At 71.1% G+C, this 21,795-nt stretch carries 22 protein-coding genes and 1 tRNA gene; 11 read left to right on the top strand and 12 right to left on the bottom strand.

What is annotated here, in order from left to right; genetic code table 11:
- The first annotated feature begins 142 nt into the window (after positions 1 to 142).
- On the top strand, positions 143 to 1,414 hold the full coding sequence (locus tag ACWDYF_RS13425; protein WP_389462987.1) for a helix-turn-helix domain-containing protein: 1,272 nt from the start codon (positions 143 to 145) through the stop codon (positions 1,412 to 1,414).
- Entirely contained in the window at positions 1,411 to 1,956 is a 546-nt protein-coding gene (locus tag ACWDYF_RS13420; RefSeq protein WP_389462986.1) for a flavoprotein, read from the top strand. Before ACWDYF_RS13425 ends, ACWDYF_RS13420 begins: the two co-directional genes overlap by 4 nt.
- Here the strand turns inward: ACWDYF_RS13420 and ACWDYF_RS13415 are convergent, their stop codons facing one another.
- The 4 genes from ACWDYF_RS13415 to ACWDYF_RS13400 form a co-directional block, all read right to left on the bottom strand.
- A complete protein-coding gene (locus ACWDYF_RS13415) occupies positions 1,957 to 3,654 on the bottom strand; it encodes a relaxase family protein (protein WP_389462985.1) in 1,698 nt (565 codons plus the stop codon). It lies immediately after the preceding gene.
- Positions 3,651 to 4,100, bottom strand: coding sequence for a plasmid mobilization relaxosome protein MobC (mobC, locus tag ACWDYF_RS13410; RefSeq protein ID WP_389462984.1), 450 nt, complete (start codon positions 4,098 to 4,100; stop codon positions 3,651 to 3,653). Before mobC ends, ACWDYF_RS13415 begins: the two co-directional genes overlap by 4 nt.
- Positions 4,101 to 4,456: 356 nt before the next feature.
- Positions 4,457 to 5,623, bottom strand: a complete 1,167-nt coding sequence (locus ACWDYF_RS13405) for a DUF3631 domain-containing protein (RefSeq protein ID WP_389462983.1) — start codon at positions 5,621 to 5,623, stop codon at positions 4,457 to 4,459.
- A 703-nt stretch (positions 5,624 to 6,326) separates the two neighbouring features.
- Complete coding sequence (locus ACWDYF_RS13400; protein ID WP_266924707.1) at positions 6,327 to 6,560, bottom strand: helix-turn-helix transcriptional regulator; 234 nt, start codon at positions 6,558 to 6,560, stop codon at positions 6,327 to 6,329.
- A gap of 464 nt (positions 6,561 to 7,024) precedes the next feature.
- Here ACWDYF_RS13400 and ACWDYF_RS13395 point away from each other — a divergent pair, with 464 nt between their 5' ends.
- On the top strand, positions 7,025 to 7,306 hold the full coding sequence (locus ACWDYF_RS13395; RefSeq protein WP_389462982.1) for a helix-turn-helix domain-containing protein: 282 nt from the start codon (positions 7,025 to 7,027) through the stop codon (positions 7,304 to 7,306).
- Positions 7,307 to 7,360: 54 nt separating this feature from the next.
- Complete coding sequence (locus ACWDYF_RS13390; protein ID WP_389462981.1) at positions 7,361 to 8,545, top strand: tyrosine-type recombinase/integrase; 1,185 nt, start codon at positions 7,361 to 7,363, stop codon at positions 8,543 to 8,545.
- Positions 8,546 to 8,634: 89 nt separating this feature from the next.
- Here ACWDYF_RS13390 and ACWDYF_RS13385 read toward each other — a convergent pair whose 3' ends face one another.
- Together ACWDYF_RS13385 and ACWDYF_RS13380 are read right to left on the bottom strand one after the other, a co-directional pair.
- Positions 8,635 to 8,982, bottom strand: coding sequence for a hypothetical protein (locus ACWDYF_RS13385; RefSeq protein WP_104780120.1), 348 nt, complete (start codon positions 8,980 to 8,982; stop codon positions 8,635 to 8,637).
- A 114-nt stretch (positions 8,983 to 9,096) separates the two neighbouring features.
- Positions 9,097 to 9,169, bottom strand: a tRNA-Arg gene (locus tag ACWDYF_RS13380).
- Between the two features lie 375 nt (positions 9,170 to 9,544).
- Between ACWDYF_RS13380 and ACWDYF_RS13375 the strand changes: the two genes are divergently transcribed.
- Positions 9,545 to 9,934, top strand: a complete 390-nt coding sequence (locus tag ACWDYF_RS13375) for a hypothetical protein (protein ID WP_381737499.1) — start codon at positions 9,545 to 9,547, stop codon at positions 9,932 to 9,934.
- Between the two features lie 15 nt (positions 9,935 to 9,949).
- Here ACWDYF_RS13375 and ACWDYF_RS13370 read toward each other — a convergent pair whose 3' ends face one another.
- From ACWDYF_RS13370 to ACWDYF_RS13360, 3 genes are all read right to left on the bottom strand, one after another.
- Positions 9,950 to 10,174, bottom strand: coding sequence for a hypothetical protein (locus ACWDYF_RS13370; protein ID WP_389462980.1), 225 nt, complete (start codon positions 10,172 to 10,174; stop codon positions 9,950 to 9,952).
- 139 nt (positions 10,175 to 10,313) lie between these two features.
- Positions 10,314 to 10,814: a hypothetical protein gene (locus tag ACWDYF_RS13365; RefSeq protein ID WP_381737502.1), complete on the bottom strand. Its 501-nt coding sequence runs from the start codon at positions 10,812 to 10,814 to the stop codon at positions 10,314 to 10,316.
- Between the two features lie 171 nt (positions 10,815 to 10,985).
- Positions 10,986 to 11,177, bottom strand: coding sequence for a hypothetical protein (locus ACWDYF_RS13360; protein WP_389462979.1), 192 nt, complete (start codon positions 11,175 to 11,177; stop codon positions 10,986 to 10,988).
- A 311-nt stretch (positions 11,178 to 11,488) separates the two neighbouring features.
- Between ACWDYF_RS13360 and ACWDYF_RS13355 the strand changes: the two genes are divergently transcribed.
- The 3 genes from ACWDYF_RS13355 to ACWDYF_RS13345 all read left to right on the top strand — a co-directional run bounded on the left by ACWDYF_RS13355 (position 11,489) and on the right by ACWDYF_RS13345 (position 13,731).
- Positions 11,489 to 12,451 carry a helix-turn-helix transcriptional regulator gene (locus ACWDYF_RS13355; RefSeq protein ID WP_389462978.1) on the top strand — a complete coding sequence of 321 codons (963 nt, stop codon included), beginning with the start codon at positions 11,489 to 11,491 and terminating at the stop codon, positions 12,449 to 12,451.
- Between the two features lie 199 nt (positions 12,452 to 12,650).
- The gene (locus tag ACWDYF_RS13350; protein ID WP_078510092.1) at positions 12,651 to 13,136 is read left to right on the top strand and encodes an RICIN domain-containing protein; all 486 of its coding nucleotides are present in this window, start codon (positions 12,651 to 12,653) and stop codon (positions 13,134 to 13,136) included.
- A 100-nt stretch (positions 13,137 to 13,236) separates the two neighbouring features.
- On the top strand, positions 13,237 to 13,731 hold the full coding sequence (locus ACWDYF_RS13345) for an RICIN domain-containing protein (RefSeq protein WP_381737506.1): 495 nt from the start codon (positions 13,237 to 13,239) through the stop codon (positions 13,729 to 13,731).
- A gap of 175 nt (positions 13,732 to 13,906) precedes the next feature.
- Here ACWDYF_RS13345 and ACWDYF_RS13340 read toward each other — a convergent pair whose 3' ends face one another.
- Both ACWDYF_RS13340 and ACWDYF_RS13335 read right to left on the bottom strand, forming a co-directional pair.
- Positions 13,907 to 15,631 (bottom strand): IclR family transcriptional regulator domain-containing protein, encoded by a 1,725-nt coding sequence (locus ACWDYF_RS13340; RefSeq protein WP_389462977.1) that lies wholly within the window; start codon positions 15,629 to 15,631, stop codon positions 13,907 to 13,909.
- Positions 15,632 to 15,717: 86 nt separating this feature from the next.
- The gene (locus ACWDYF_RS13335; RefSeq protein ID WP_389462976.1) at positions 15,718 to 17,250 is read right to left on the bottom strand and encodes a M6 family metalloprotease domain-containing protein; all 1,533 of its coding nucleotides are present in this window, start codon (positions 17,248 to 17,250) and stop codon (positions 15,718 to 15,720) included.
- A gap of 352 nt (positions 17,251 to 17,602) precedes the next feature.
- Between ACWDYF_RS13335 and ACWDYF_RS13330 the strand changes: the two genes are divergently transcribed.
- Both ACWDYF_RS13330 and ACWDYF_RS13325 read left to right on the top strand, forming a co-directional pair.
- Positions 17,603 to 18,253, top strand: a complete 651-nt coding sequence (locus ACWDYF_RS13330) for a TetR/AcrR family transcriptional regulator (RefSeq protein ID WP_381737510.1) — start codon at positions 17,603 to 17,605, stop codon at positions 18,251 to 18,253.
- 284 nt (positions 18,254 to 18,537) lie between these two features.
- On the top strand, positions 18,538 to 20,094 hold the full coding sequence (locus ACWDYF_RS13325; protein WP_389462975.1) for an MFS transporter: 1,557 nt from the start codon (positions 18,538 to 18,540) through the stop codon (positions 20,092 to 20,094).
- Between the two features lie 32 nt (positions 20,095 to 20,126).
- On the opposite strand, the gene ACWDYF_RS13320 is transcribed toward ACWDYF_RS13325, so the two are convergent.
- Positions 20,127 to 20,723, bottom strand: a complete 597-nt coding sequence (locus ACWDYF_RS13320; RefSeq protein ID WP_381737513.1) for a MarR family winged helix-turn-helix transcriptional regulator — start codon at positions 20,721 to 20,723, stop codon at positions 20,127 to 20,129.
- A gap of 141 nt (positions 20,724 to 20,864) precedes the next feature.
- On the opposite strand from ACWDYF_RS13320, the gene ACWDYF_RS13315 reads away from it, so the two are divergent.
- A complete protein-coding gene (locus tag ACWDYF_RS13315; RefSeq protein ID WP_381737515.1) occupies positions 20,865 to 21,653 on the top strand; it encodes a dioxygenase family protein in 789 nt (262 codons plus the stop codon).
- The last annotated feature ends 142 nt before the right edge of the window (positions 21,654 to 21,795 follow it).

Genomic DNA, 21,795 nt, shown 5'->3' with positions numbered 1-21,795 from the left:
CAACCGCTCCGGACGTAGACGGAACCAGTCGGTGTGCCGGGGCTGCATTACTTATGCAGGAGCTGCATCACGGCCAAATGCCGCTCGGTTACTCTCGGTTGAGCAGGCAGGATCGGCGACGGCAGAAGGGGCCGTGGCACAGATGGCCGAGGCACAGAGTGAAGCGAGACGGATCGGCGAAGTGATTCGCCAGGCACGCGTGTTACAGCGGCGCTCGCAGAGGGACGTTGCCGCCGTGCTTGGGTATCACCAGTCGAAGGTGAGCCGCCTGGAGAGCGGCAGGGGCACGGAGGACGTGCGAGTGCTGCGCGAGATCGCGCAGGTGCTGGAGATTCCGCCGCAACGTCTCGGCCTCGCCGCCGCTTCTGATGCCAGCCCCGCCGAGCCCGGAACAGAGGACATGCACCGCCGTGCCTTCCTTGCCGCGAGCGTTGCCGCGCTCGCGGCTCCGCCGTCGTCGAGCGCGGCACATCACGACCTGATCCAAGTCCTGTTGCCAGGCACGAGCCCCGCGGCCACCGGGCAAGCCCTGGGCCTCGACGAGCTGCGGGGCCGGGCACGGGCCGTACGCCGGATGTTCTGCACGTGTGACTACGCGGAACTGGAGCAGACCTTGCCGGGTCTGATCGCCGACCTGCGTCAGGCCGCCGGAGGCTCATCCGGCTCGGCGGAGGTGTCCGGGCTGCTCGCGACCGCCTACCAGACGTCGGTGAGCCTGTTGCTGAAGCGGGCCGATCAGGGCAACGCCTGGCTCGCGGCCGGTCGGGCCATGGCCGAGGCGGAACGGTCCGGGGATCCCGTCGTCCTCGCCGCGAGTGTCCGCGTCCACGCTCACGTCCTCGTGCGGGAGAAGCACACGGCCCAGGCCGTGAACATGGTCCGCCACACTGCCGACCAGCTCACCGGCTCCTACGACCAGCGCTCGCCCCGGTACCTGGCAGCGGTTGGTCTGCTGTTGCTCCGCGGGGCGACCGCCGCCAGCAGAAACGGCGACCGCGACACCACCCAGGACTTCCTCACCGAGGCCAAGGAAGTTGCTCGCTACGTCGCCTTCGACCGGCCGGACGCCTGGGCGAACTTCAGCCCCACCAACGTCGCACTCCACGAGATCAGCGCAGCCGTCTCCTTCGGTGACGCCGGCATCGCCCTGGAAACCGCACGGCCGCTCATGCGGCGGCACATTCCTGTCCCTGAGCGCCGGGCCGCGCTGTGGGTGGAGACCGCCCGCGCCTACAGTCAGCAGGGCAGGCTAGCCGAGGGCTACCAGGCCCTGCGTATCGCCGAGAGCTGCGCGGCACAGGACATCCGCCGCCCGGCCGTACGCGAACTGGTCGCCGACATGGCAGCCCGCGACCGCCGCCGGGCACTGCCCGAGCTGCACCACTTCAGCCGCCAACTGGGAGTGCCCGCGTGAGTGATCAGCCCGACAAGCCGTTCCTCCAGATCGTGGTCTGCGCGTCCGGGGTCGCCGCCGACGTCGGCAAGCTGATCACCGCAGCACATGAACGGCACTGGGACGTCGGCGTCATTGCCACCCCCCAAGGACTCGGCTTCCTCGACGCGGAGGTGGTCGAGACCCAGACCGGCCGCCCCATCCGCTCGGCCTGGCGATCACCGGGCGAACCGCGCCCGACTCGGCCCGCGGATGCGATCGCGGTCGCCCCGGCCAGCTTCAACACCATCAACAAGTGGGCCGCCGGGATCTCCGACAATCTCGCCCTGGGCGTCCTGTGCGAAGCACCCGCCATGGGCATCCCGGTCGCCGTGCTGCCGTACCTGAACTCGGCCCAGGCCGCCCACCCCGCGTACCGCCAGAGTCTGGAACGGCTACGCGAGATGGGCGTCCTGATCGGCTCGTACGAACCGCACCGGCCAAAGGCCGGCGGCGGGGCCGACCGATACCGTTGGGAGGAAGCCCTGGAGCTCCTCGCGCCCAAGCTGTCCGCCCCCGCCTGATCAGCGGCGCCGTGTCGGTGACCCCTGCGGTGGCCGAGCAATGGCTGCCGCAGGGTGGACCGGCACGCTCGGCCGTTGCACGGCACTGTGGGCCCTGGCTGCCTGGGCCCGAGGACCGGGAACGTGGCGCCCGCCGAGGCGGCGGATACGCCAGGTCAGCGCGCGGGCGGGACTGCGGGCGTCGTCCAGGGAACGTTGGTGCAGTGCTTGGCCGAGGACGGTGGCTGCGTTGTGTCCTGCTGCCTCTGCCTCGGCGAGCACGGTGGCGAGTGCCTCCCAAGCGGGATCGTTGAGGATGCGCTCGGCGTGCTCCGGAACCACATCCTGAAGGTGGTGGGCGAAGCGGCGCTTGGTCTGGGGGCCGGGTGCCCGGCTGGCGAGGCCGACCAGGACGGGCTCGGCGGTCTGCGCATACGCGGTCTGCAGGTGGAGGAGGGCCTGTTCGGCTGCCGCCTCCTGCTGGGCGTGCTGGCGGGTGCGGTGCCAGTGCAGCGCGAAGGCGACCGCGGTGAGTGCGGCGTCCAGGAGCATGACGAGCCCGGTGCCGTCACTGTCCTGTGGCCTCTCGCGCCAGATGGTCTGGATGCTCCGGTGCAGGGCGCGCGTGCTGTCGAGGTCGGCGGCGATGCGGGAGCGGGTGGCGCGCTCGAAGGCAGCGGCGGCTTGTTCGAGTTCGGCCCGCGCCGCGGTCGGTGCCATGACGGGCAGCAGGTCCAGCGTCGCGCCGAGCGCGACGAGTTGGCCCTGGGCCGTCTGCTCGTCGCTCTTCGCGAGGTGGTGGGGAATGCGTTCGGTGGCGGCGGTGGCCTGGTGCCACGGGATGCCGGGCTGGATGGTGGCCGGCTCGCGGCTGGTGGTGCCGAGGCGTTCGCGGATCTTGGGCAGGGAGAGGTCAGGGGCGAGGGTGGAGCCCGCGAACCACACCGGGTCGCCTTCCTCGTTCACGTTGCCGGGCAGGGCGAAGTTGCAGCCGAGTGCGTCGCCGGAGGGAGCGAGCTTGAGGCGCACGTCCACGCCGGTCGCCTCCAGCAGCGAGAAGAACTCGGCCTCGTCGGCCGCGGCGGCGACCGCGCGGCGCACCCGCATGCGCAGGACCTCGCGGGCGGTGGCGTCCTGGCCCTGGCGTTTGGCCTTGAAGTGTTCCTTGTCGGTGGGGCGTTTGGCGGCGGTGCCGTCGCCCGGCTTCAACCGCCTCAGCCCGTAGTCGACTTCGATCTGACGGGCCTCGCGCTGGATGGCCCGGATGTCGTAATCCCGCTTGGGGCGGCGGCCGTCCTGGCGGACGAGGGTAGCGGCGATGTGGATGTAATCGTCGGCGTGACGCACGGCCACCCAGCGGCAGGCTTCCGCGTCCCCGGCGGGGGCGATACCGGCGGCGGCCACGATCCGGCGGGCGATCTCCGCCCACTGGCCATCCGACAAGATGGGGTCCTCGGGGGCGGCGCGGACCGGGCAGTGCCAGACCGTGGTCTGGGGAGCCCGGCGGCCGAGCATGGCCACCGGCTGGTCGAGCTGCGTGTAGAGCTGCTTCTCCACCTCCTTCGGGCCGCGGTGCGGGCTGCGGCCGGGGTCGGGCGCGAAGTCGTTCCAGGACGCGACAAGGTGCGGGTCGACGTGCTCGTTGGCGTCGCCCTCGCCGAAGAGGTAGGCGATCAGACGGCGGGTGCTGCCCTTGCCTGTGATGATCTTCGGGATCACCGGCCCTGCCTTCCCTCGGTGACCTGGGCGACGGCGGTGTCCACGTCGGCGATCGACGCTTCGACGCGGGCCAGGAGCCGGTGGACGACGTCGGGCTCGGGCCAGGCGCCATCCTTGTTCAGGTGCCAGGTGAGCTGGTTGAGGTTGTTGCCGAGGCCGGCGAGCTGTCGATTGGCGGCCATGAGCGCCTTGACCATGGCGCGGTAGTCGGCGATCGCGGCGGTGGGGTCCTCGACGCGGGCCGCGGCGAGCGACGCCTCGGCGACGTAGCCGCCGATCTGCATGCGGCTGAGCGCGGCGGCGTGGGCGAGGTCGGTGAACTCGCTGTCGCTGTAGCGGGGGTGGGTGCGGCGCTCGCGCAGGCGGGGCTGACGCAGACGGCGCTGTGGCTTCGGCGTCTGCGCGGGGTGCGGCGACGGTCTGGTGGTTCCCGTATCGGTCGGCACCCTCGGGCCGAGCGATCCCTGCGCCCCCTCGGCGCGGGGTGCCTCCGCCACCCCTGGGGCGGAGGCCGGGTAAGGACTCCTTATCCGACAACTTGCTGCGCTGTCTGGGGCTGAGGTCGTAGGCGTCGGCTGTTGAGCTGTGGGGAGTTCGTGGTGCTGTTCGTGCACGGGGGTGCTCCGGTGGTGAGGGGGCGGGAGATGCGTCACGTGCGTCGCATCCGTCCCATGCCTGGTCAGCACAGGTACGGACACTCGGGCAGGTACGGAGAAGTCCGTCCCGGTGAGGACATCCGTCCCCGCGCTGACCTGCGCGGGGACGGATGCGACGCAGTGATACGGACCCAGGGGGAGGTGGGTCAGTGGGCGCGTTTGGGGCCGGCGGGTCCGCTGGGTGGGCCGATGGGCAGCTGACCCGTCGGGGCGGCGGGCGGCTTGCCCTGAACCTGGCGCGCGGTTGTGGCGTCGTGCGTGGGGGCGGGCGCCGTTTCGGTGAGGTCGGGGCAGTGTCGGGCCCAGCTGTCGAGGAACCGGTTGCGGGCGTACCCCTTGGCCTGCCTGCCCTTGTCGAACCGGTAGTTGGCCGGGCGGATGTCGAAGTCCCGGAGCATTCTGCCCAGGTGGTAGGCGTTGAGCCCGTTGGTGCCGTGTTCCGCCCAGGGTGCGTCGGGGTCCTGGAGCAGGGCGGTGACCAGATCCAGGGAGGACAGGGCCTCTGGGTTGCTGTGTGCCTCGAAGACACGGTGGATGTCGCGCAGCAGCCGCGTCTTCAGGTTGGTCTGCTCGTCCTGGACGGCCTCGAACCGGGTCATCGCGACACAGGCCGCACGGGCGCTGGCGGGCCAGTGGTCGCCGGCTAGGTCGGCGACGATGACCAGCGGTTCCCAGGTGTCCGCCGCCCGGTCCTCCACCGGCATCGTCGGCGCCATGCGGCCGGCCGTGCCGCGCAGCGGTCCCAGCCAGGCGGCCAGCTTGTCCCGCAGCGCGTTCAGCTCCGGTGTGGCGTAGCGCGAGCGGAAGGGGGTCACCTTCTCGCCCGGCTTGCGCTTTTGCATGCGGAGCACGACGGCCCGGTCTGTGATCGTGTCGGGCAGGTCGCCGATCGAGGCCAGCGCGGCCATGGCGAAGGTCGGATACGGGGTCGGCTTGTGTTCCGGGCCGGAGATGCGCCAGGCGGGCCGGTTGCGCTGGTGTCCGGCGTTCAGCAGGCCGCGAAGGTCCTCGTTCTCGCCGGCCTTGCTGAAGATGGTGTCGGCCTCGTCCACCAGGATCGTGCGCGGGTTCTTGCCGATGATGCGGAAGAGCACCGCCGTGGACATGTTCACCGTCATGATCGGCTGGTGGACGGTCTCGTGCAGCACGTCCAGAACCCGGGACTTGCCGCAGCCCTTCGTCGGGCCGACGACCGCCAGACGCGGTGCGTGCTGCAACGCGGTCTGGATGTGCGTGGCCGCCACCCACAGGGTGACCGCTGTCAGCGCCTCGTCACTGGGCAGCACGACGTACTTGCCGATCGCCGCCCGCAACTCATCCAGCAGTTCCGTACCCTCACCGGAACCCGGTTCCCCGGAGTCTGCCGGTCCCCGAGGAGGCCAGGAGCCGGTCCCGTGATCCGGTCCTCGTGCGCCGACGGGACCGGTCCCCTCCTGCTGGGCGGTTCCCGCCACGGGGTAGTCGGTCCCCGATGACTGGCGGGGACCGTGATCACGGTCCCCATTGCGGTCCCCTGGTGCAACTGCAGCCTCTTGGGGACCGGTCCCCGATTTACCGCCGCTGACCTGCGGGTTTGCACTGGATGCCGATACGGAAGCCGGGACGTGCGGGGAACGAGTACCGGGCACGTCGTGGGGACGGTCCCCAAGCATGTCGCGGGGACGGTCCCCAACATCCGCATCGGCAGGCGGCTGGGGACGGTCCCCGTGTGCTTCCGCCTCCGCCGGGTGTTCGGCGGTCCCCGACGCGGGGGACCGTGTGTCCTGCTGATCCTGGCGGCGCCAGGGGATGCCTTCGCCGGGGACGGCGGGAGTGGGCCAGCCGGTGGGGGAGGTGTTCGTGGTGCTGGGGGACGTAGAGTCCTCCATAGGCGTTCCTCTCCGGGGAGGGGCAGGACGGACAAGGTCCCGCCCCTCACCAGCTCATTCGTTCAGGGATGGGCGATCAGTTGAGAAGTCTTCGGCCCTCGGCGTTGGCGCGCCGGGGGCCGCTTCGTCGTCCGCGTCAGATGCGGGGTCAGGCCGTGAGGTCGTACGACGTCTGGGCGTCCAGCCACGCGTCCACCTCCCGCCAGCGGTAGCGCAGGTGACGGCCGACCTTGTGGACGCTGGGGCCGATGCCCCGGTACTTCCACTGGTAGAGGGTCTTCACCGGCACTCCGAGGTACGCGGCCACGTCGGTGGGAGTGGCGAGCTGGTCACGCTCGGCGCCGGCAAGGCGTGGGGAGTGGTTCGGCAATGGGGTCTCCATATCGGAATCAGGGTTTTGGATGGCAGGCGTGGGAAACACGGCCACACCACCTGGGAGCGTCCAGAGTGAATTCTGAAACCCCCGGTTACTTCCCTCGGCGTCGCCGGGGAAGACCAAAACAGTAAGGGCGGATCCCCGGTTGTCGAAATCGCTCCCGCGGGAGCCGGAATCTTCTACAGCGAAGCAACCGGCCGAGGTGCCGGAATCCGGTACCCCAGCAGCTCGGAGGCGGCGTGCAGCAGTCAGGAGTGGCGCGGCCAGCCCGCCGGACACCGCATCCGATAGGTGCTCAAATCGCCCACCTCTTTGACGCGGAGGGAAGGTAGCACAACCTCCCCGCCGAAACGGATCGTGATGTACCGGAATTCGACGAGACGAACACCACTTCGCCCCCGAACGACTTTTGGAGAGTTTAAGAACTAACTCTTGCCATAACGGCCGGCTGCAAGTTACAGCTATCTGTCATGCCCAACCGACCTGTCGAAATAGGCCCCGCCGGCCTCCACACCGCCCGCGCCATCGAGTACCTACGTCTCGTGCGCGGCCTGACCCAACACCAGCTCGCCGCCCGCTGCACCGCGCTGGGCCGTCCGATGGCCAACACCGCTCTCAGCCGCACCGAACGCGCCCGCCGCCGACGCGACGTAGACGACCTCGTCGCCCTCGCCACCGCGCTCGGCGTTTCTCCCACGACCCTGCTCCTGCCGCTCCCGTCGGTGTCCGGTAACGACTGGAGGGGGTGCTAGTTGGCGCGGGTCTGGATTGAGGACCGCATAGGGCACGCGGCGTATGTACGGGCCGTGGCGGATGCCAAGCGGGCGGGGCGTACGCCACCGGGGCGCTACCGCGTGCGCTGGTACGACCCCGACGGCAAGCCGAAGATGAAGACCTTCGCCCGCAAGGTCGACGCCGAGGCGGAGCGGACAAGGATGGAGTCGCGTCTCAACGACGGCTCCTATCGCGATCCCGCAGCCGCGCGGGTGAAGTTCGCTGAGGTGGCGGAGTCCTGGCTGGAGGCGCAGCTCCACCTCAAGCGCTCAACCCGGGCTCGCTACCGCGGTGTTCTCGACGTCCACGTGATTCCCAAGTGGGGTACCACCCCGCTGGACCGCATCCACTTCGAGGACATCGCCGAGTGGCTTGCGGATCTGCTGTCCGGCGAGGCGACCGGCGGCAGGAAACTCAGCCCCCGGTCGGTCCGCAAGGCGTACGTCGTCCTCAGCCGCGTTCTCGGCTACGCGGTCAAGGCCCGTCGTCTGGCGGCCAACCCGGCTGTCGGCGTGCCTCTGCCGAAGGCGATGCCCGCTGATCACGTGTACCTCGACGACATGCAGGTCGACGCGCTGGCTAACGCGTCAGGCGCCTACCGGGTGTTCATCCTGCTGCTGGCCTACACTGGACTGCGCTGGGGCGAGGCATCCGCGCTCAAGGTGGGCCGCGTCGACCTGAGCGCCTGTCGGGCCCACATCGTGGAGGCGTACGCCGAGGACAACGGCAAGCTCTACCTCGACACCCCCAAGAACCACGAGCGCCGGTCCGTACCAATCCCGCGGTTCCTGGCCGACGAGCTGAAGCCCCACGTCAAGGGGAGGGGAGATGACGACTTGCTCTTCACCGCCCCGCAGGGCGGGCCGCTGCGGGCCCGGAACTTCCGTCAGCGGTTCTTCGCGCCGGCGGTCGGGAAGGCCGGGCTGGGGCATCTCAAGGTCACCCCGCACAAGCTGCGCCACACGGCGGCCTCGCTCGCCATCGCCAGCGGCGCGGACGTCAATGTCGTACAGACGATGCTGGGCCACAAGTCCGCGACGCTGACCCTGGACACCTACGGGCATCTCTTTCCCGACCGCCTGGACGAGGTCTCGAAGAAGATGCACAAGCGCCGCTCCAAGCAACTGGCCAAGGCGAAGGCCAAGCTGGAGAAAGCGGAGCGGAAGGCCCGTGAGGCCGCCGAGACCGTGGCCGCCCTGGAGGAAGACGCCGCGTGATGTGTGCCTAACCCGTGCCGGGGAGCCGTAACCGAAGGGGGCAACCCACCGCCCTGATGCGGTGGGTGCCCCCTTGCGTCTTCTTCGGATCAGGTCAGTCGCGGCCGACGGCTTTCGTCCCAGAATCGGTCCATCGCAGCAGCGGCCGCATCCCCAGCCAACCGCTCGATCCTCTCGGGCACCTCGCGCTCGTCGAGGACGAAGAGCCTCCCGCCGACGAGGTGGGTGGTCGTCTTCCAGCCGAGACGTCGTCCCGCTTCCCTGGCGGCACGCCGGACGTCCTTGAGCTCGCCCATCTCCGCAAGATCGTCAGCGCCAAGGATCAGCTGCCCGTAGTACCCCTCGTACTCCGGCCTCAGCGCGGCCAGCATCATCGACTCAAGTCGGTCGATCAGCCTCTCGTGCCGACGGCGAGCCAGCTCGTCCTTCGCGGGCATATCGCACAGCTCCCCACCTCTGCCCGCAGCACCCATGTGTGCCATATGTGTGCTGCGAGTACGAAGGCCCTCCCGTCCGATGGACGGAAGGGCCTCTGACCTGGCCTTTCGCTGTGCCCCCGGCAGGATTCGAACCTGCGACACCCGCTTTAGGAGAGCGGTGCTCTATCCCCTGAGCTACGAAGGCGTGGCCGAGTGACCGGTGACAGCCTAGCGGATCGGCGTCGGGGAGGTCGCCCCTGTTGCCGCTGAGGGGGGCGTTCGTCGTGTGTGGCCGGGCCGTGGGCTTCGGGGGTGCCGGTCGGGCAGGGGGCCGGCGGCCGGTGCGCGGCCGTGGTGGTCCTGAATTACGGGCCGGAAATTGAATTGAGTGAAAGCCTTCATTTTGACCGGTGTTGCTAACGTCTCGCTAACGTTTTATTGGCGTGGTGTGGAATTCGGTCATGATTGATCGGGGGTTGGGAGGAATAAGCCATTCCGGAGGGGGTGGGCTGTCTGGCGGGCGAGTCGACCGGATAGCTTTCGCCGTCAGTCGAGCTCGGTTACGCGAGGGTGGTTCTGCATGATGGACAAGAAGGTTCTGGGCGTTCTCGCCGCTGTCACGCTGTCGATCGGTGTCGCCGCGCCGGCCAGTGCGGCGACGGCACCCGGGTACGACCTGCTCACCATGGGGCACGGCACGAAGACCCTCGGAATCGCCTATGTGGACAACAATTACTCCGGGTCGCGCATCGAGTTCCGCGGGGAATCCTGCAACAGCGACAAGGAAGACATCCCCGACTACCAGTTCCCGCTGCCCGAGAAGTACCGCTGGACCATCTCTTCCGTGCAGAACTTGACGGCCAGCTGCCAGATGGGGCTGCGGAACCGGAACGGGGACAGGCTGCTGGTGGGCTCGGAGCCGCAGCTCGGCAGCTGGAACGACCAGACGGTGACCGTCCAGTTCAGCTGATGCCACCGCCGCGGGTCAGCTCCGCTTCCAGCCCCGCAGGGGAAGCGTGGTGATCGCCTCGTCGATCTCCGCGGTGACCTCCTCGGCCGAGGCGTCCGCGCGCAGGCCGAGGACGGCGTATCCGGTTCCGCACTCCAGGATCTGGACGGACCAGCGGGGCGGGAGCTGGGCGATGACGCGCAGGCACGCCAGTTCGGGGGCGGCCTCGGGCGGCCCGGTGAGTCGGACCTGGTTCTCCACGGTCGTGTCTCCTGCGGATCGTGGGCCCTGCGGCCCGGGGATGGACGCGGCATGGGCCGGTTTCCGTGAGGAGACCGGCCCATCTGCGTGAGTGGCGAAGCCCGAGTGGGATACAGGAGGTCGGACGGTGCGGTCGGACTCAGCTGGTGAAGACCACCGTGCCGCCGTTGCGGGTGAACCAGCCGCCGAAGCCCCAGTTGCTCCAGCCGCCGTCGCCCCGGTTGACGACGGTGCCCGACTGGAAGGCGAGCACGCGGTAGGTGGCGCTGCCCTGGGTGACGCGGGCGTTGGCGACCACTCCGTGCAGGTCCAGGGAGTAGTCGAGCTTGTCGTTGATGATCATCACGTTGTAGCCCGAGTACGCGTTCATCGTGTCGTCCAGCTGCCGGTGGACGAAGGCGGGGCGGTCCTTCTCCATGCGGATGTCGTTCAGGACGTTCCCGATGATCGGGCCGATGTAGCCCATGGCGTCGACGAAGATGTCGACCTTCCAGCCGGAGTCCATGGTGCTCACCTGGCCGGCGATCCGGGCCGGGGCGGCGGCCGGCGTGGCGGCCTGGGCCGTGGCGGGCAGCAGCAGGGCCGAGGCGGCGACGGCGCCGACGACGGTGAGGGCGGCGCGCTTGAGGTTCTTCGTCATGGTGTGCTCCTTCGGGGTGGTTTCGGGCATGGGGATGCCCGGCGTATGAGGGGTGGAGGGGTGGAACGAGAAGCGTGGGAGGTACTGCCGGGGGGTACGGGCCGCAGGCGCCGGCCGGTCCGGGGGGCGCGGGCCGCCCCGGTCGGAGCGGTCGCCGTCACCTCTGTCCGGTCATCCCCAGTCGTTGGTCAGCGGGGACACGAGGGTGGCCTCCTGGTGCTCGGGCACCGCGGTCTGCGTGGCGCTCGTCTGCGGCCCGGCGCCGTCCGCGCCGGTGCTGTGGGCCTGGGCGACTCCGGCACCGCCCACGACCAGGAGTGCGGTGATGGTGCCGGACGCGATGCGGGCCGCGATGCGGTTCACGGGTTTCCTCCTGGGCGGGCGATGTCGCTGGGCGGGTTCGTTTCGCTCGGTCCGGCCCGCCGTTCTCGTTCCGGCGGGCCGCCCTCACACCGAGAATGTTGCCCGCCGGGAGGGGCCTTGGACGGGCCTCGGGCGTGCAGCAAACGACCCCGTTCCCGTGCACTTTCCTGCACACCCCCGCCGCGGGGACCCGCCGGTGCACGGCCCCCGCGGGCGGTCCGGTGCACGGTCGCACGGCCCCCGCGGGCGGCCCGGCACACGGCCGCGCGGCCCTCGTACGCGGGCCGGAACGCCGCCGGGCGGTGGTGGCGATGAAGCCGGACAACACCCCCAACACCCTCGGCTTCCTGGGGGTTTCCGAGCCGGAGGAGCAGCTCTACCGGGCGCTCCTGAGGGACCGCGAGGACACCGGCGGCCACGACCCGGCCGTGGTCACGCGGGTGCTGGAGCTGGGCATCGCGGTGCGCACCCCGGCCGGCGGTCTGCGGCCGCTCTCGCCGAAGCGGACGGTCGAGAGGCTGATCGAGCATCAGGTGGGCCAGTTCCAGGACGAGCTCCAGGAGTCCGTCCGCAGCGCCGGGGTGGTCGAGCACCTCAGCACGACGGGCGCCTCCGGGGACGCGTCCGGGCCGGACGGTCCGGCGGTCCAGCAGATCGAGGGTCTGGAGGCCGTACGGAGCGCCATCGACGAGGTGACCTTCTTCGCGCGTACGGAGAACCTGACGACCAACCCGGTCGGGGTGCTCACCCCGGAGTCGATCGAGATCTCCCGCCCGATCGACCTGAGGATCCTGCGCCGGGGAGTGCGGATGCGGACGCTGATGGCGTCGGCCTGCCTCCAGGACGAGACGACCCTCGTGTACCTGCGGGAACTCGTGGCCCGTGGCGCGGAGATCCGGATCTCCCCGCACCCCATCGAGCGCATGATCATCTGTGACCGGGCGGTCGCCCTCACTCCGATCGACCCCCAGAACACGGCCCGTGGGGCGCTCCTGACGCGGGAGCCCGGTCTGGTGAGCACCGTGGTCTCGCTCTTCGAGCGGATGTGGGCGGCGTCGCAGGAGCTTCCCGAGGAGGCCCTGCCCTCCCTCACCGAGGTCGAGCGGCAGATACTCCAGACCCTGTACCTCGTCGACAAGGACGAGACCGGGGCCCGCCAGCTCAACATGGCGCTGCGGACCTACCGCAAGTACGTGGCCCGGCTCATGGCGAGGCTCGACGCCGACAACCGCTTCCAGGCCGCGCTGCGCGCCCGGGAGCGCGGCTGGATCTGAGGAGGACAGCGATCCGGCCCGATCGGACGGGTAATTCCGAGTCAGCGTCCTGAATTCGGACACAGGGTGTCGCAGGGGCCTTTTTCTCTGCCCCGGAAGCGTCTTTTGTTCACCCTGTGGAGCATTAGTGAAACGTTAGTGAGCGGGGTCAATCTATTCGCTGTATTCAGCGTTTCCATTCATCCGAGGGAGAGGTCGCATGCGTATTCACGCGAAGTTCGCGGGCGCTTTGGTCACTGCGGGGGCCAGTCTTCTGCTCACCATGGGTACGGCCCCGGCCGCCCATGCCGCCGGTGATGTCTGGCAGTACCGGAACGCAAACACCGGACTCTGCCTCGACTCCGATGCAAAGGGAAACGTGTACACCAAGTCCTGCGGCGCGGACAACCCGTACCAGAAGTGGCAGCGGGCGGTCCTGGACGGCAAGGTGCTGCTCCGCAATGTCGCCACTCGCCGATGCCTCTGGGTGAATCCCCTCAAGGCGGAGGACAAGCAGCTCGAAACCGATCCGACCTGCGCCAACGGCGCGCTCTGGTGGGAATTGGTGGTCGACGGCACGTACCGGTTCGTCGACCCCTACAGCAACAAGGCCCTGGACTCGAACGCCAAGGGCAGTGCCTACGCCAAGGGGTACGGCTCGGACAACCCCTACCAGCAGTGGCGCCCCACCGCCGCGACCGCGTGAGGCACAGCGGATCAGCACCGTCGGACACCGCGAGGGCCGGACAGGACATCCGTCCCGGTCGTCGCACCCAGCGTCACCCGCTCACCGAGGAGAGAAAGCCATGAACATCCGGAAGGCTCTCGGCGGCGTCGCCGCCACCGCAGGAGCGGCCGCGCTCCTGCTGACCGGCACGACCGCGACCGCCCACGCGGCCGGCGGCCCCGGCGGCGGTGTCTGGCGGCTCCAGAACGCCCAGACCGGGCGCTGCCTCGACGCCAACGGCACCGGTGGCGTCTACACCTCGTCCTGCTCGACCACCGCGGCGAGCCAGCGCTGGGAGTACCACGTCGTCAACGGGAAGATCCAGCTCAAGAACACGAACTCGGCCCGGTGCCTGAAGCCGACGACGCCCTTCTCCCTCGTCCTGGAGACGCGGCCGTGCGACATCGACGCCAACGAACTCTGGGACGAGGTGTTCGTCTCCGGCAAGCTCCGCCTCATCAGCCCGGGAGGCAACGCGCTGGACTCGGACGCCAAGGGGAAGGCGTACCTGAACCAGTACGGTCCTGACAATCCGTACCAGCAGTGGTACCTGACGACGTCGGTCTCCGGCTGACGAGGCGGCGGGAGTCCGCTCGCCGTGTTCCTGCCGCCCCGGCTGGTCGCCCCGGCTGGTCGCTCCCGACCGGCCGGGGCTCCTCCATGCCCGGCGGCCTTCCGGGACCGGGACCGGGCCCGGTGCCACGCCGGACGGCCTGGTCAGGTGACGGCCCGGTCAGGTGAGGTCCTGGTCAGGTGAGGGGCACGCGGGTGAAGCGGGTGGCCGTGCGGAGGTCGGCCTCGATGCGGGCGGCGGTGCGGCGCAGGGCGGGCAGGAGAGCGGAGACGCACTCCTCGCGGGTGCGGCGGGCGGCGTGCAGGGCGATGTCCACGGCGGCCACGGGGCGGCCGGTCCGGTCGTGGACGGGGACGGCGAGGGCGCGCAGGCCCGCTTCGAGTTCCTCGTCGGCGAGCGCGTAACCGGCCGGTCCCGGGCCGGTCAGGGCGCGCCCCAGCGCGGTGGCGCGGGCCGGGAGGCGGGTGCCCACGGGAAGGTCGACGCTCATGATGTGGTGCGTGCTCGCGCGGGCCGCGTACTGGATCTCCTCGCCGCCGGGGGCGAGCACCGCCAGCGCCGTCGACTCGCGCACCTCGGCCGCCAGGTCCTCCAGATGCGGCTGGGCGATCCGGGGGAGCGAGGTGCGGGACAGGGGCGGGAAGCCGAGGGAGAGCACGCGGGGCGTGAGGGTGAAGGTGCGGCCGGGGCCGGGCGCGACCAGGCCCAGGTGCTCGTGGGTGATCAGGGCCCTGCGTGCCGTGGCCCTGGCCAGGCCCGTCGCCTGCGCCACCTCCGTGAGGGTCAGCGCCGGACGGTCCTCGCCGAACGCCGTCAGGACCGTCAGCCCGCGCGCCAGGGACTCGATGAACCCCCGGCCCAGCTCCTGTTTCGACGCCGCCGTCCAGGCCGCCAGCTCCGGGGGCGCCGCGTCCGGGCGTGCCGCAGCCGCAGCCGCAGCTGCACCAGCCGGTGCCGGTGCCGCACCGGATGTCCGCGCCCGCGCCCGCGCCGAGGCCGCGCGCAGATCCTCCTCCATCGCCGCGACCGTCTCGCGCAGCCGGGGCAGGAGCGTGGCGCGCAGGTGCTCGGCGGAGTGGCGGCTGGTGTGGCTCACCACGCTCGCCGCACAGGTGATCGTGCCGGTGACCGGGTCCCGCACCGGTACCGACACGGCCACCAGGCCCGGTTCGATCAACTGGTCGTCCGCCGCCCAGCCCTCCCGGGCCGCCCGCGCCGTGCGCTCCTCGAAGCCGGAGCGGGGCGCGTCCGGTCCCGGCGGGTGCGGCGGGATGGCCGGGAAGGAGCGGTTCTCCGGGTCGGCCGCCCGGCGTCCGTGCCAGCGGTGCCAGTCCCCGGCCGTCCACTCGGTGGCGAACAGCGGTCCGGGCGCGGTGCGTTCGGCCGGGAGCAGGTCGCCGATGCGGAAGCTCAGGGACATGGCGCGGCGCCGCGTCGCCTGGTGGATGAAGCGGATGCCGTCCTGGTCGCGGACCGCCAGCGACACCGACTCGTCCAGCGCGTCGGCGAGGGCGTCCGCCCGCGCGCCGAGGAGGTCGGGCAGGCGCAGGGCGGCCAGACAGGCGTTGCCCAGCTCCATCAGACGGGGGGCGAGGACGGTGTCCCGGCCGGTGAGGCGTACGTACCCCATCCGGGCCAGGGTCGCGGTGACGCGGTCCACGGTGGCACGGGCGAGGCCCGTGGCGCGTTCCAGGGCGCTCGGGCTCAGGGTGCCGCCGGCCTCCGTCAGCGCCCGCAGCACGGCCACTCCCCGGATCAGCGGGGCGACGGCCTCCGGGGGCGGTCCGTGCGGCCGGTCCGGGGCGCCCGCCGCGGTGCCGGACTCCGGCGCACGGGCGGACGTCATCGGGTGCGCGGGCGCCGCCGGGGGCGTCGGGGAGGTCGCGGGCGTCGCGCACATCGGTCGGTTCTCCCGTACGGGACGTCGGTGGTCGTGGCAGGTCTGCGCCCTACGGTAGTCCGGGCCGGGCGGGGCGGCGGTCCCGGCTACTGCCGGGTCACCCGGACCCGGTAGTTGCCCTCCAGGTCCGCCGCCGCGACATCGATGCGGATCTTGGACCGCGGGTCCTTGAAGGTCTCGCCGGGGGCGAAGGGGGCGTCGGAGAGTTCCGCCTGCACGTTCGGACTGCGGCTGCACCCGCCGGAGTCGCGGTGGGCGTCGTAGACGGTGATGGGGCCGCTTCCGGTGTCCACGTCGGCGTTCACCTTGTAGATGAGGACGCCGGGCCGGCACACCGCCTCGTCGTTGCCCTCGCGGGTGCGCAGTTCGAGGGCGTAGCCGGTGCTGCCGTCGAGCGGGACGAAGATCAGCTTGGGGCCGCCCGCACGCTCCAGCGGGGTCAGGGTGTACTCGGCCGAGCCGCGCCGGCTCGCGCAGTTCACCTGGTCGGCGTCGAGCCAGCCCAGCTTCCACTTGTGCCAGCCGAGCAGGTCGTTGTCGGCGCCCCAGTCCTCGCTCATGATGTCCCAGTGGCCGACCGCGCCGCCGCCCTCCTGGGTGTAGAGGTCGGGCAGGCCGAAGACATGGCCGTTCTCGTGCGGCAGGACGCGGTAGCCGGTGCGGTCGTAGGAGCCGGAGCCGTCGTCCTGGCGGGAGTAGACGAACGAGGCGTTCGCGAGCGGGACGCCGTCGGCCGTCGGGGCGTCGGGGTTGCCCGCGAAGGTGACGGACAGGACCGTGTCCAGGGCGGACGGGCCCGCGTTCGGGGTCATCAGCACGTTCAGCAGGTCGTACCGGCGGAAGTCCACCTGGGAGTCGGCCGCCGCCGCGATGTCCTGGACGAGGTCGCGGTAGCCCGGGTCGAAGGGGGCGCCGCGTTCTATCCCGTACTCCTTGAACGGCTTGGGCATGCGCAGCCAGTGGGTGATCGGGGTCTCGGGGCGGTAGTCGAGGCGCCCGTAGGAGGCGGTGCGGAACCACTCCTGGGTCTGCGGGAAGAACTCGTGGAAGCGGTCGAGCGCGGTGCCCTCGCCGGGGGCGTCCGAGAAGTCGATCATCAGGGTGAGAGCGTGCACGGTGCCGGTGGAGCGGGCGTAGCCCGTCGAGGTGGGGACGCCCTCGGTCATCTGCACGGAGCGGGCGCCGCTGATCATGCAGGGGGCGAGCGCGGGCGAACGGGACAGGGAGTTCGCTCCGGCGCCCGAGGCCGCGGCGCCCGAGGTGAGGTGCGCGGCCCCGGCCGTGCTGACCGCGAGGGTCAGCGCGGTCACGGAGGCGAAGGCGGCCGTGCGGCGGGTGCGCGTGCGTATCCGGGCGCGTATGCGGGTCCGTATCCGTATGGGGGTGGGGGTGGGGGTGTGTATGGAGCTCGGGTCGGCGGCGGGTGCGGCGGAGGCGGTGGCGGTCGTCGTGGCGGGGGACGCGGGGGCCGGGCCGGGGGATTCCGGGGGCGTGCCGGGGGCTGCGGGGGCCGTGGTGCCTGCGGGGAGCGCGGTGTCGGCGCGGTCCGTCCCGTGCGGCCGGTGTGTCGGGTGCTGCGGCATCCGGTCTGTCCGGCGGCGGGGCGGCTGCGGCTGCATGCGTGGACCCTTCGCTCCAGGCAGCCGACGGTCTCGCGCCGCGCGGCACCGGTCCGCACCGGTCCGCGCCAGGCGGTCACCGGTCTCGTATCCGGCTGCACCCTTTCGCTCACCCTGTGTCGCCGGGGCGGCGGGCGCGCGTTGGAGCGGTCCGGTCGTGGGACGCGCGGCCCGGTCGTGGGAACGGGCAGGGCCAGTTGGATGTGACCCAGGTCACGGGATATCTCTTCCGGGACGGGAAATAACCGGGGACCTCTTCCCCGTTTAGCCCTGTGTCCGAGCGAAACGGGGACTCCATCCCCGGATCGTCCGCCCAGACCGTCCGCCAGACCGACCGACCAGAGGAGACGCCGTGCCGGCCGCGACCGCGAACCCCGAAGCGCGCAAGGTGACCAGGCCGCGCGCCGACGCCCTGCGCAACCGGGAGCGGATCGTCACCGCCGCCCGCGAGATGTTCGTCGAGTACGGCCCCGAGGTGCCGCTCGACGAGATCGCGCGCCGGGCCGGCGTCGGCAACGCCACCCTGTACCGCAACTTCCCGGACCGCGACGCTCTCGTCCGCGAGGTCGTCTGCTCCGTGATGGACCGTACGGCGGAGGCGGCCGAGCAGGCGCTCGCGGAGACCGGCGACGCCTTCGAGGCGCTGTCGCGCTTCGTGCACGCCGCCGCCGACGAGCGGATCAGCGCGCTGTGTCCGATGGTCTCCAGCACCTTCGACCAGCACCACCCCGACCTGGAGGCCGCCCGCCACCGGGTCGAACACCTCGTCGAGGAGATCATGGACCGCGCCAAGGCGGCCGGGCAGTTGCGCGCCGATGTGGGCGTGGGCGATCTGATGATCGCCGCCGCGCAGCTCAGCCGCCCCCCGGCCGGTACCGGCTGTGTCCTCCACGACCGCTTCGTCCACCGCCATCTTCAGCTGTTCCTGGACGGACTGCGGGCCCCGGCCCGTTCCGACCTGCCGGGCGCGGCCATGACCATGGAGGATCTCCGCCAGGCCTGACCGACCTGACAGACAGCTCCCCGCCACGCGCGGACCCGTGAGACGGACCCCGGTCCGGCAGGCGCCGGCCCGCCCGCACCGATGAGTTCAGCGCCGAACTCCGGTCTCCTTTCCCGGCTCCCCGCTCACGCACGACTCCTCACGCACGCTCCTCGCTCACGACTTTTCGTTCTCCCCGTTCACGGCCTTTCGTTCGCCTACGACGCTCCGGCACGGCAGCACGGGCCGCCGCCGCCCCTTTCGACACCCTTTTTCCGTCACGAAGTCCCGAAGTGGGTACCCCCATGTCCGAAACAGCCCTCAAGGCTCCCGGCGTCCCGCACCAGTCCGGTGACGCCAACCGCTGGAAGGCGCTCGTCTTCATAGCGCTCGCCCAGCTGATGGTCGTGCTCGACGCGACCATCGTGAACATCGCCCTTCCCTCCGCCCAGCAGGACCTGGGGATCTCCGACGGCAACCGGCAGTGGGTCGTCACGGCCTACGCCCTGGCCTTCGGCGGACTCCTGCTCTTCGGCGGCCGTATCGCGGACCTCTGGGGCCGCAAGCGCGCCTTCGTGATCGGTCTGACCGGCTTCGCGGCGGCCTCCGCGCTGGGCGGCGCGGCCACCAGCGGCGCGCTGCTGTTCGGCTCCCGCGCGCTCCAGGGCGCCTTCGGCGCGCTGCTCGCGCCCGCCGCGCTCTCCCTGCTCGCGGTGATGTTCACCGACGCCAAGGAGCGCGCCAAGGCGTTCGGCATCTACGGCGCCATCGCCGGCGGTGGCGGTGCCGTGGGTCTGATCCTGGGCGGTTTCCTCACCGAGTACCTGGACTGGCGCTGGACGTTCTTCGTGAACATCCCGTTCGCCGTGGTCGCCGCGGCCGGTGCGTACTTCGTCATCCGTGAGCCGGCCACCGGCCGCAACCGCTCGCCGCTCGACATCCCCGGCGTGATCCTGTCCACCCTCGGCCTGGTCGCGCTGGTGTACGGCTTCACCCGCGCCGAGTCCGCGGGCTGGAGCGACGCGCTGACCATCGGCATGTTCGTGGGCTCCGCGGTGCTGCTGGTCGCCTTCGTGCTGGTCGAGTCCAAGGTGCGGGCCCCGCTGCTGCCGCTGCGCGTGGTCACCGAGCGCAACCGCGGCGGTGTCTACCTCTCGCTGGGCCTGGCGATCATCGGCATGTTCGGCCTGTTCCTCTTCCTGACCTACTACCTCCAGATCGTGCAGGGCTACTCGCCGGTCAAGACCGGTTTCGCCTTCCTCCCGATGATCGCGGGCATGATCACCGGCTCCACCCAGATCGGCGCCCGGCTGATGACCCGGGTCCCGGCCCGGCTGCTGATGGGCCCCGGCTTCCTGGTCGCCGCCGTCGGCATGCTGCTGCTGACCCAGCTGAAGACCGACACCTCCTACCCGGCCCTGCTGCTCCCCGCGATGCTGCTGCTCGGCCTCGGCATGGGTACGGCGTTCATGCCGGCCATGTCCCTGTCCGCCCAGGGCGTCGAGCCGCGGGACGCCGGTGTCGCCTCCGCGATGGTCAACACCTCGCAGCAGGTGGGCGGCGCCATCGGTACGGCCCTGCTGAACACGATCGCCTCCTCGGCGACCGCGTCGTACATCAAGGACCAGATCGGCGCGGCCGGGGGTGCCCGGCCGCAGCAGCAGCTGGTGCAGGTGCAGGGCCTGGTGCACGGGTACACCAGCGCCATCTGGTTCGCCGTCGGCATCCTGGTGCTGGCCGCCGTGATCGCGCTGACCTTCGTCAACGCGGGGCGGCCGGGCAGCACCCTGGTCACCGGTTCGGGCTCCGGCTCCGGTGAGGGCGCCGAGCAGGAGGTGGCGGTGCCGGTCATCGCCCACTGACGACCGCTCGGCCCGGTCCCTGCCCCGGCTCCTCAGCGGAGCCAGGGCAGGTCCGCGCCCGCCTCGTCCGGTTGCAGTCCCTCGGCGACGATCTGCATGATCTCGCCGAGGGACTGCTGCTGTTCGGGGCTGAGCCGTTCGAACAGGGCCTGCCGTACGGCGGCCACATGGCCGGGGGCGGTGCGCCGCAGCACCTCCTGGCCGTCCTCGGTGAGCACCGCGAACTGGCCGCGCTTGTCGGAGGGACAGTCCTCGCGGCGGACCCAGCCGTTCTTCTCCAGGCGTGCCACGGCGTGCGAGAGGCGGGAACGGGTGATCTTGGCGTTCATGGCCAGCTCGGTCATGCGCAGCCGGCGGCGCGGGGCCTCGGCGAGCTGGACGAGGAGGGCGTAGTAGACGTGTGGCATGCCCGCGTCGCGCTGGAGCTGCCGGTCGAGGTGGTCCTCCAGGAGGGTGGTGGCGTGGAGGTAGGCACGCCAGACGCGCTGCTCGTCCGGGGTGAGCCAGCGGTGGGCGTCGGCGGCGGGGGACGGGGTGGCGGGGGCCTGACCTGGGGAGACCGGGGCGGCGGAAGGCTGGGCGGCGGGGGCCTGAGCGGGGCCGGGCGCGGAAACGGGAGCCGTGTTCATGTATCCACTCTACGAGGGCGCTCATTGAAGATTAAACAAATGCACCGTACAGTGGTCCTTGAGCTTTAAAGTTCAAGTTTCGGTCCCCGTGCTTGCCCTGCCCGCCGCAGTCCGAGCGCGGTCCCAGCAGGAGTAGCCGCCATGACCACAGCCCCTGAGCGCATGCCCGCCCTCTACCTCAGCCACGGCGCCCCGCCGCTCGCCGACGACCCCGTCTGGCCCGGCCAGCTCGCCGCCTGGTCCGCCGAACTGCCCCGGCCCCGCGCGATCCTCGTCGTCTCCGCACACTGGGAGGAGGCCCCGCTCGCCCTCGGCGCCGTGGAGACCGTCCCCCTGGTGTACGACTTCTGGGGCTTCCCCGGGCACTACTACGACGTGACGTACGCGGCCCCCGGCGCCCCCGGCCTCGCCGACCAGGTCAGGAAGTTGCTCCGCGGCCCCGGCACGCCCGTGCAGGACGTCCCCGACCGGGGCCTGGACCACGGCGCCTACGTCCCGCTCGTCGAGATGTTCCCCGCCGCCGACATCCCCGTCCTCCAGGTCTCCATGCCGACGCTCGACCCGGTCCGCCTCATGGACATCGGCCGCAGGCTGGCGCCGCTGCGCGACGAGGGCGTGCTGATCGTCGGCTCCGGCTTCTTCACCCACAACCTCGCCGCCCTGCGCCACACCGGCGGCGGGGTGCCGAGCTGGTCCTCCGAGTTCGACGACTGGGGGCGCCGCGCCCTGGAGGCCCGCGACTGGGACGGGCTGCTGGACTTCCTCGACAAGGCCCCGGCCGGCCGGTACGCCCACCCGCGCACCGAGCACTTCGCCCCGCTGTTCGTGACCATGGGCGCGGCGGAGGCGGCCGGCGAGCTGGACGCGCAGCGGTCGGTGATCGACGGCTTCTGGATGGGAATGGCGAAGCGGTCGGTTCAGTTCGGCTAGGGACCGGGAAGACGGGGGCGGGGCGCCGCACGGAACGCCGGTACGGGCCGTGCGGGGGTCGGGCAGGGCTGTGCGTAGGTCCGGAACGGGCCGTGCGTAAGTCCGGAACCGGCCGGAGGGAGGCCCGGGGCCGGGTTCGCGG

It is taken from the genome of Streptomyces sp. NPDC003284, assembly GCF_053589675.1.
The sequence above is the reverse complement of the archived record's forward strand: the minus strand, read 5'-3'. Positions and strand labels throughout refer to the sequence as shown.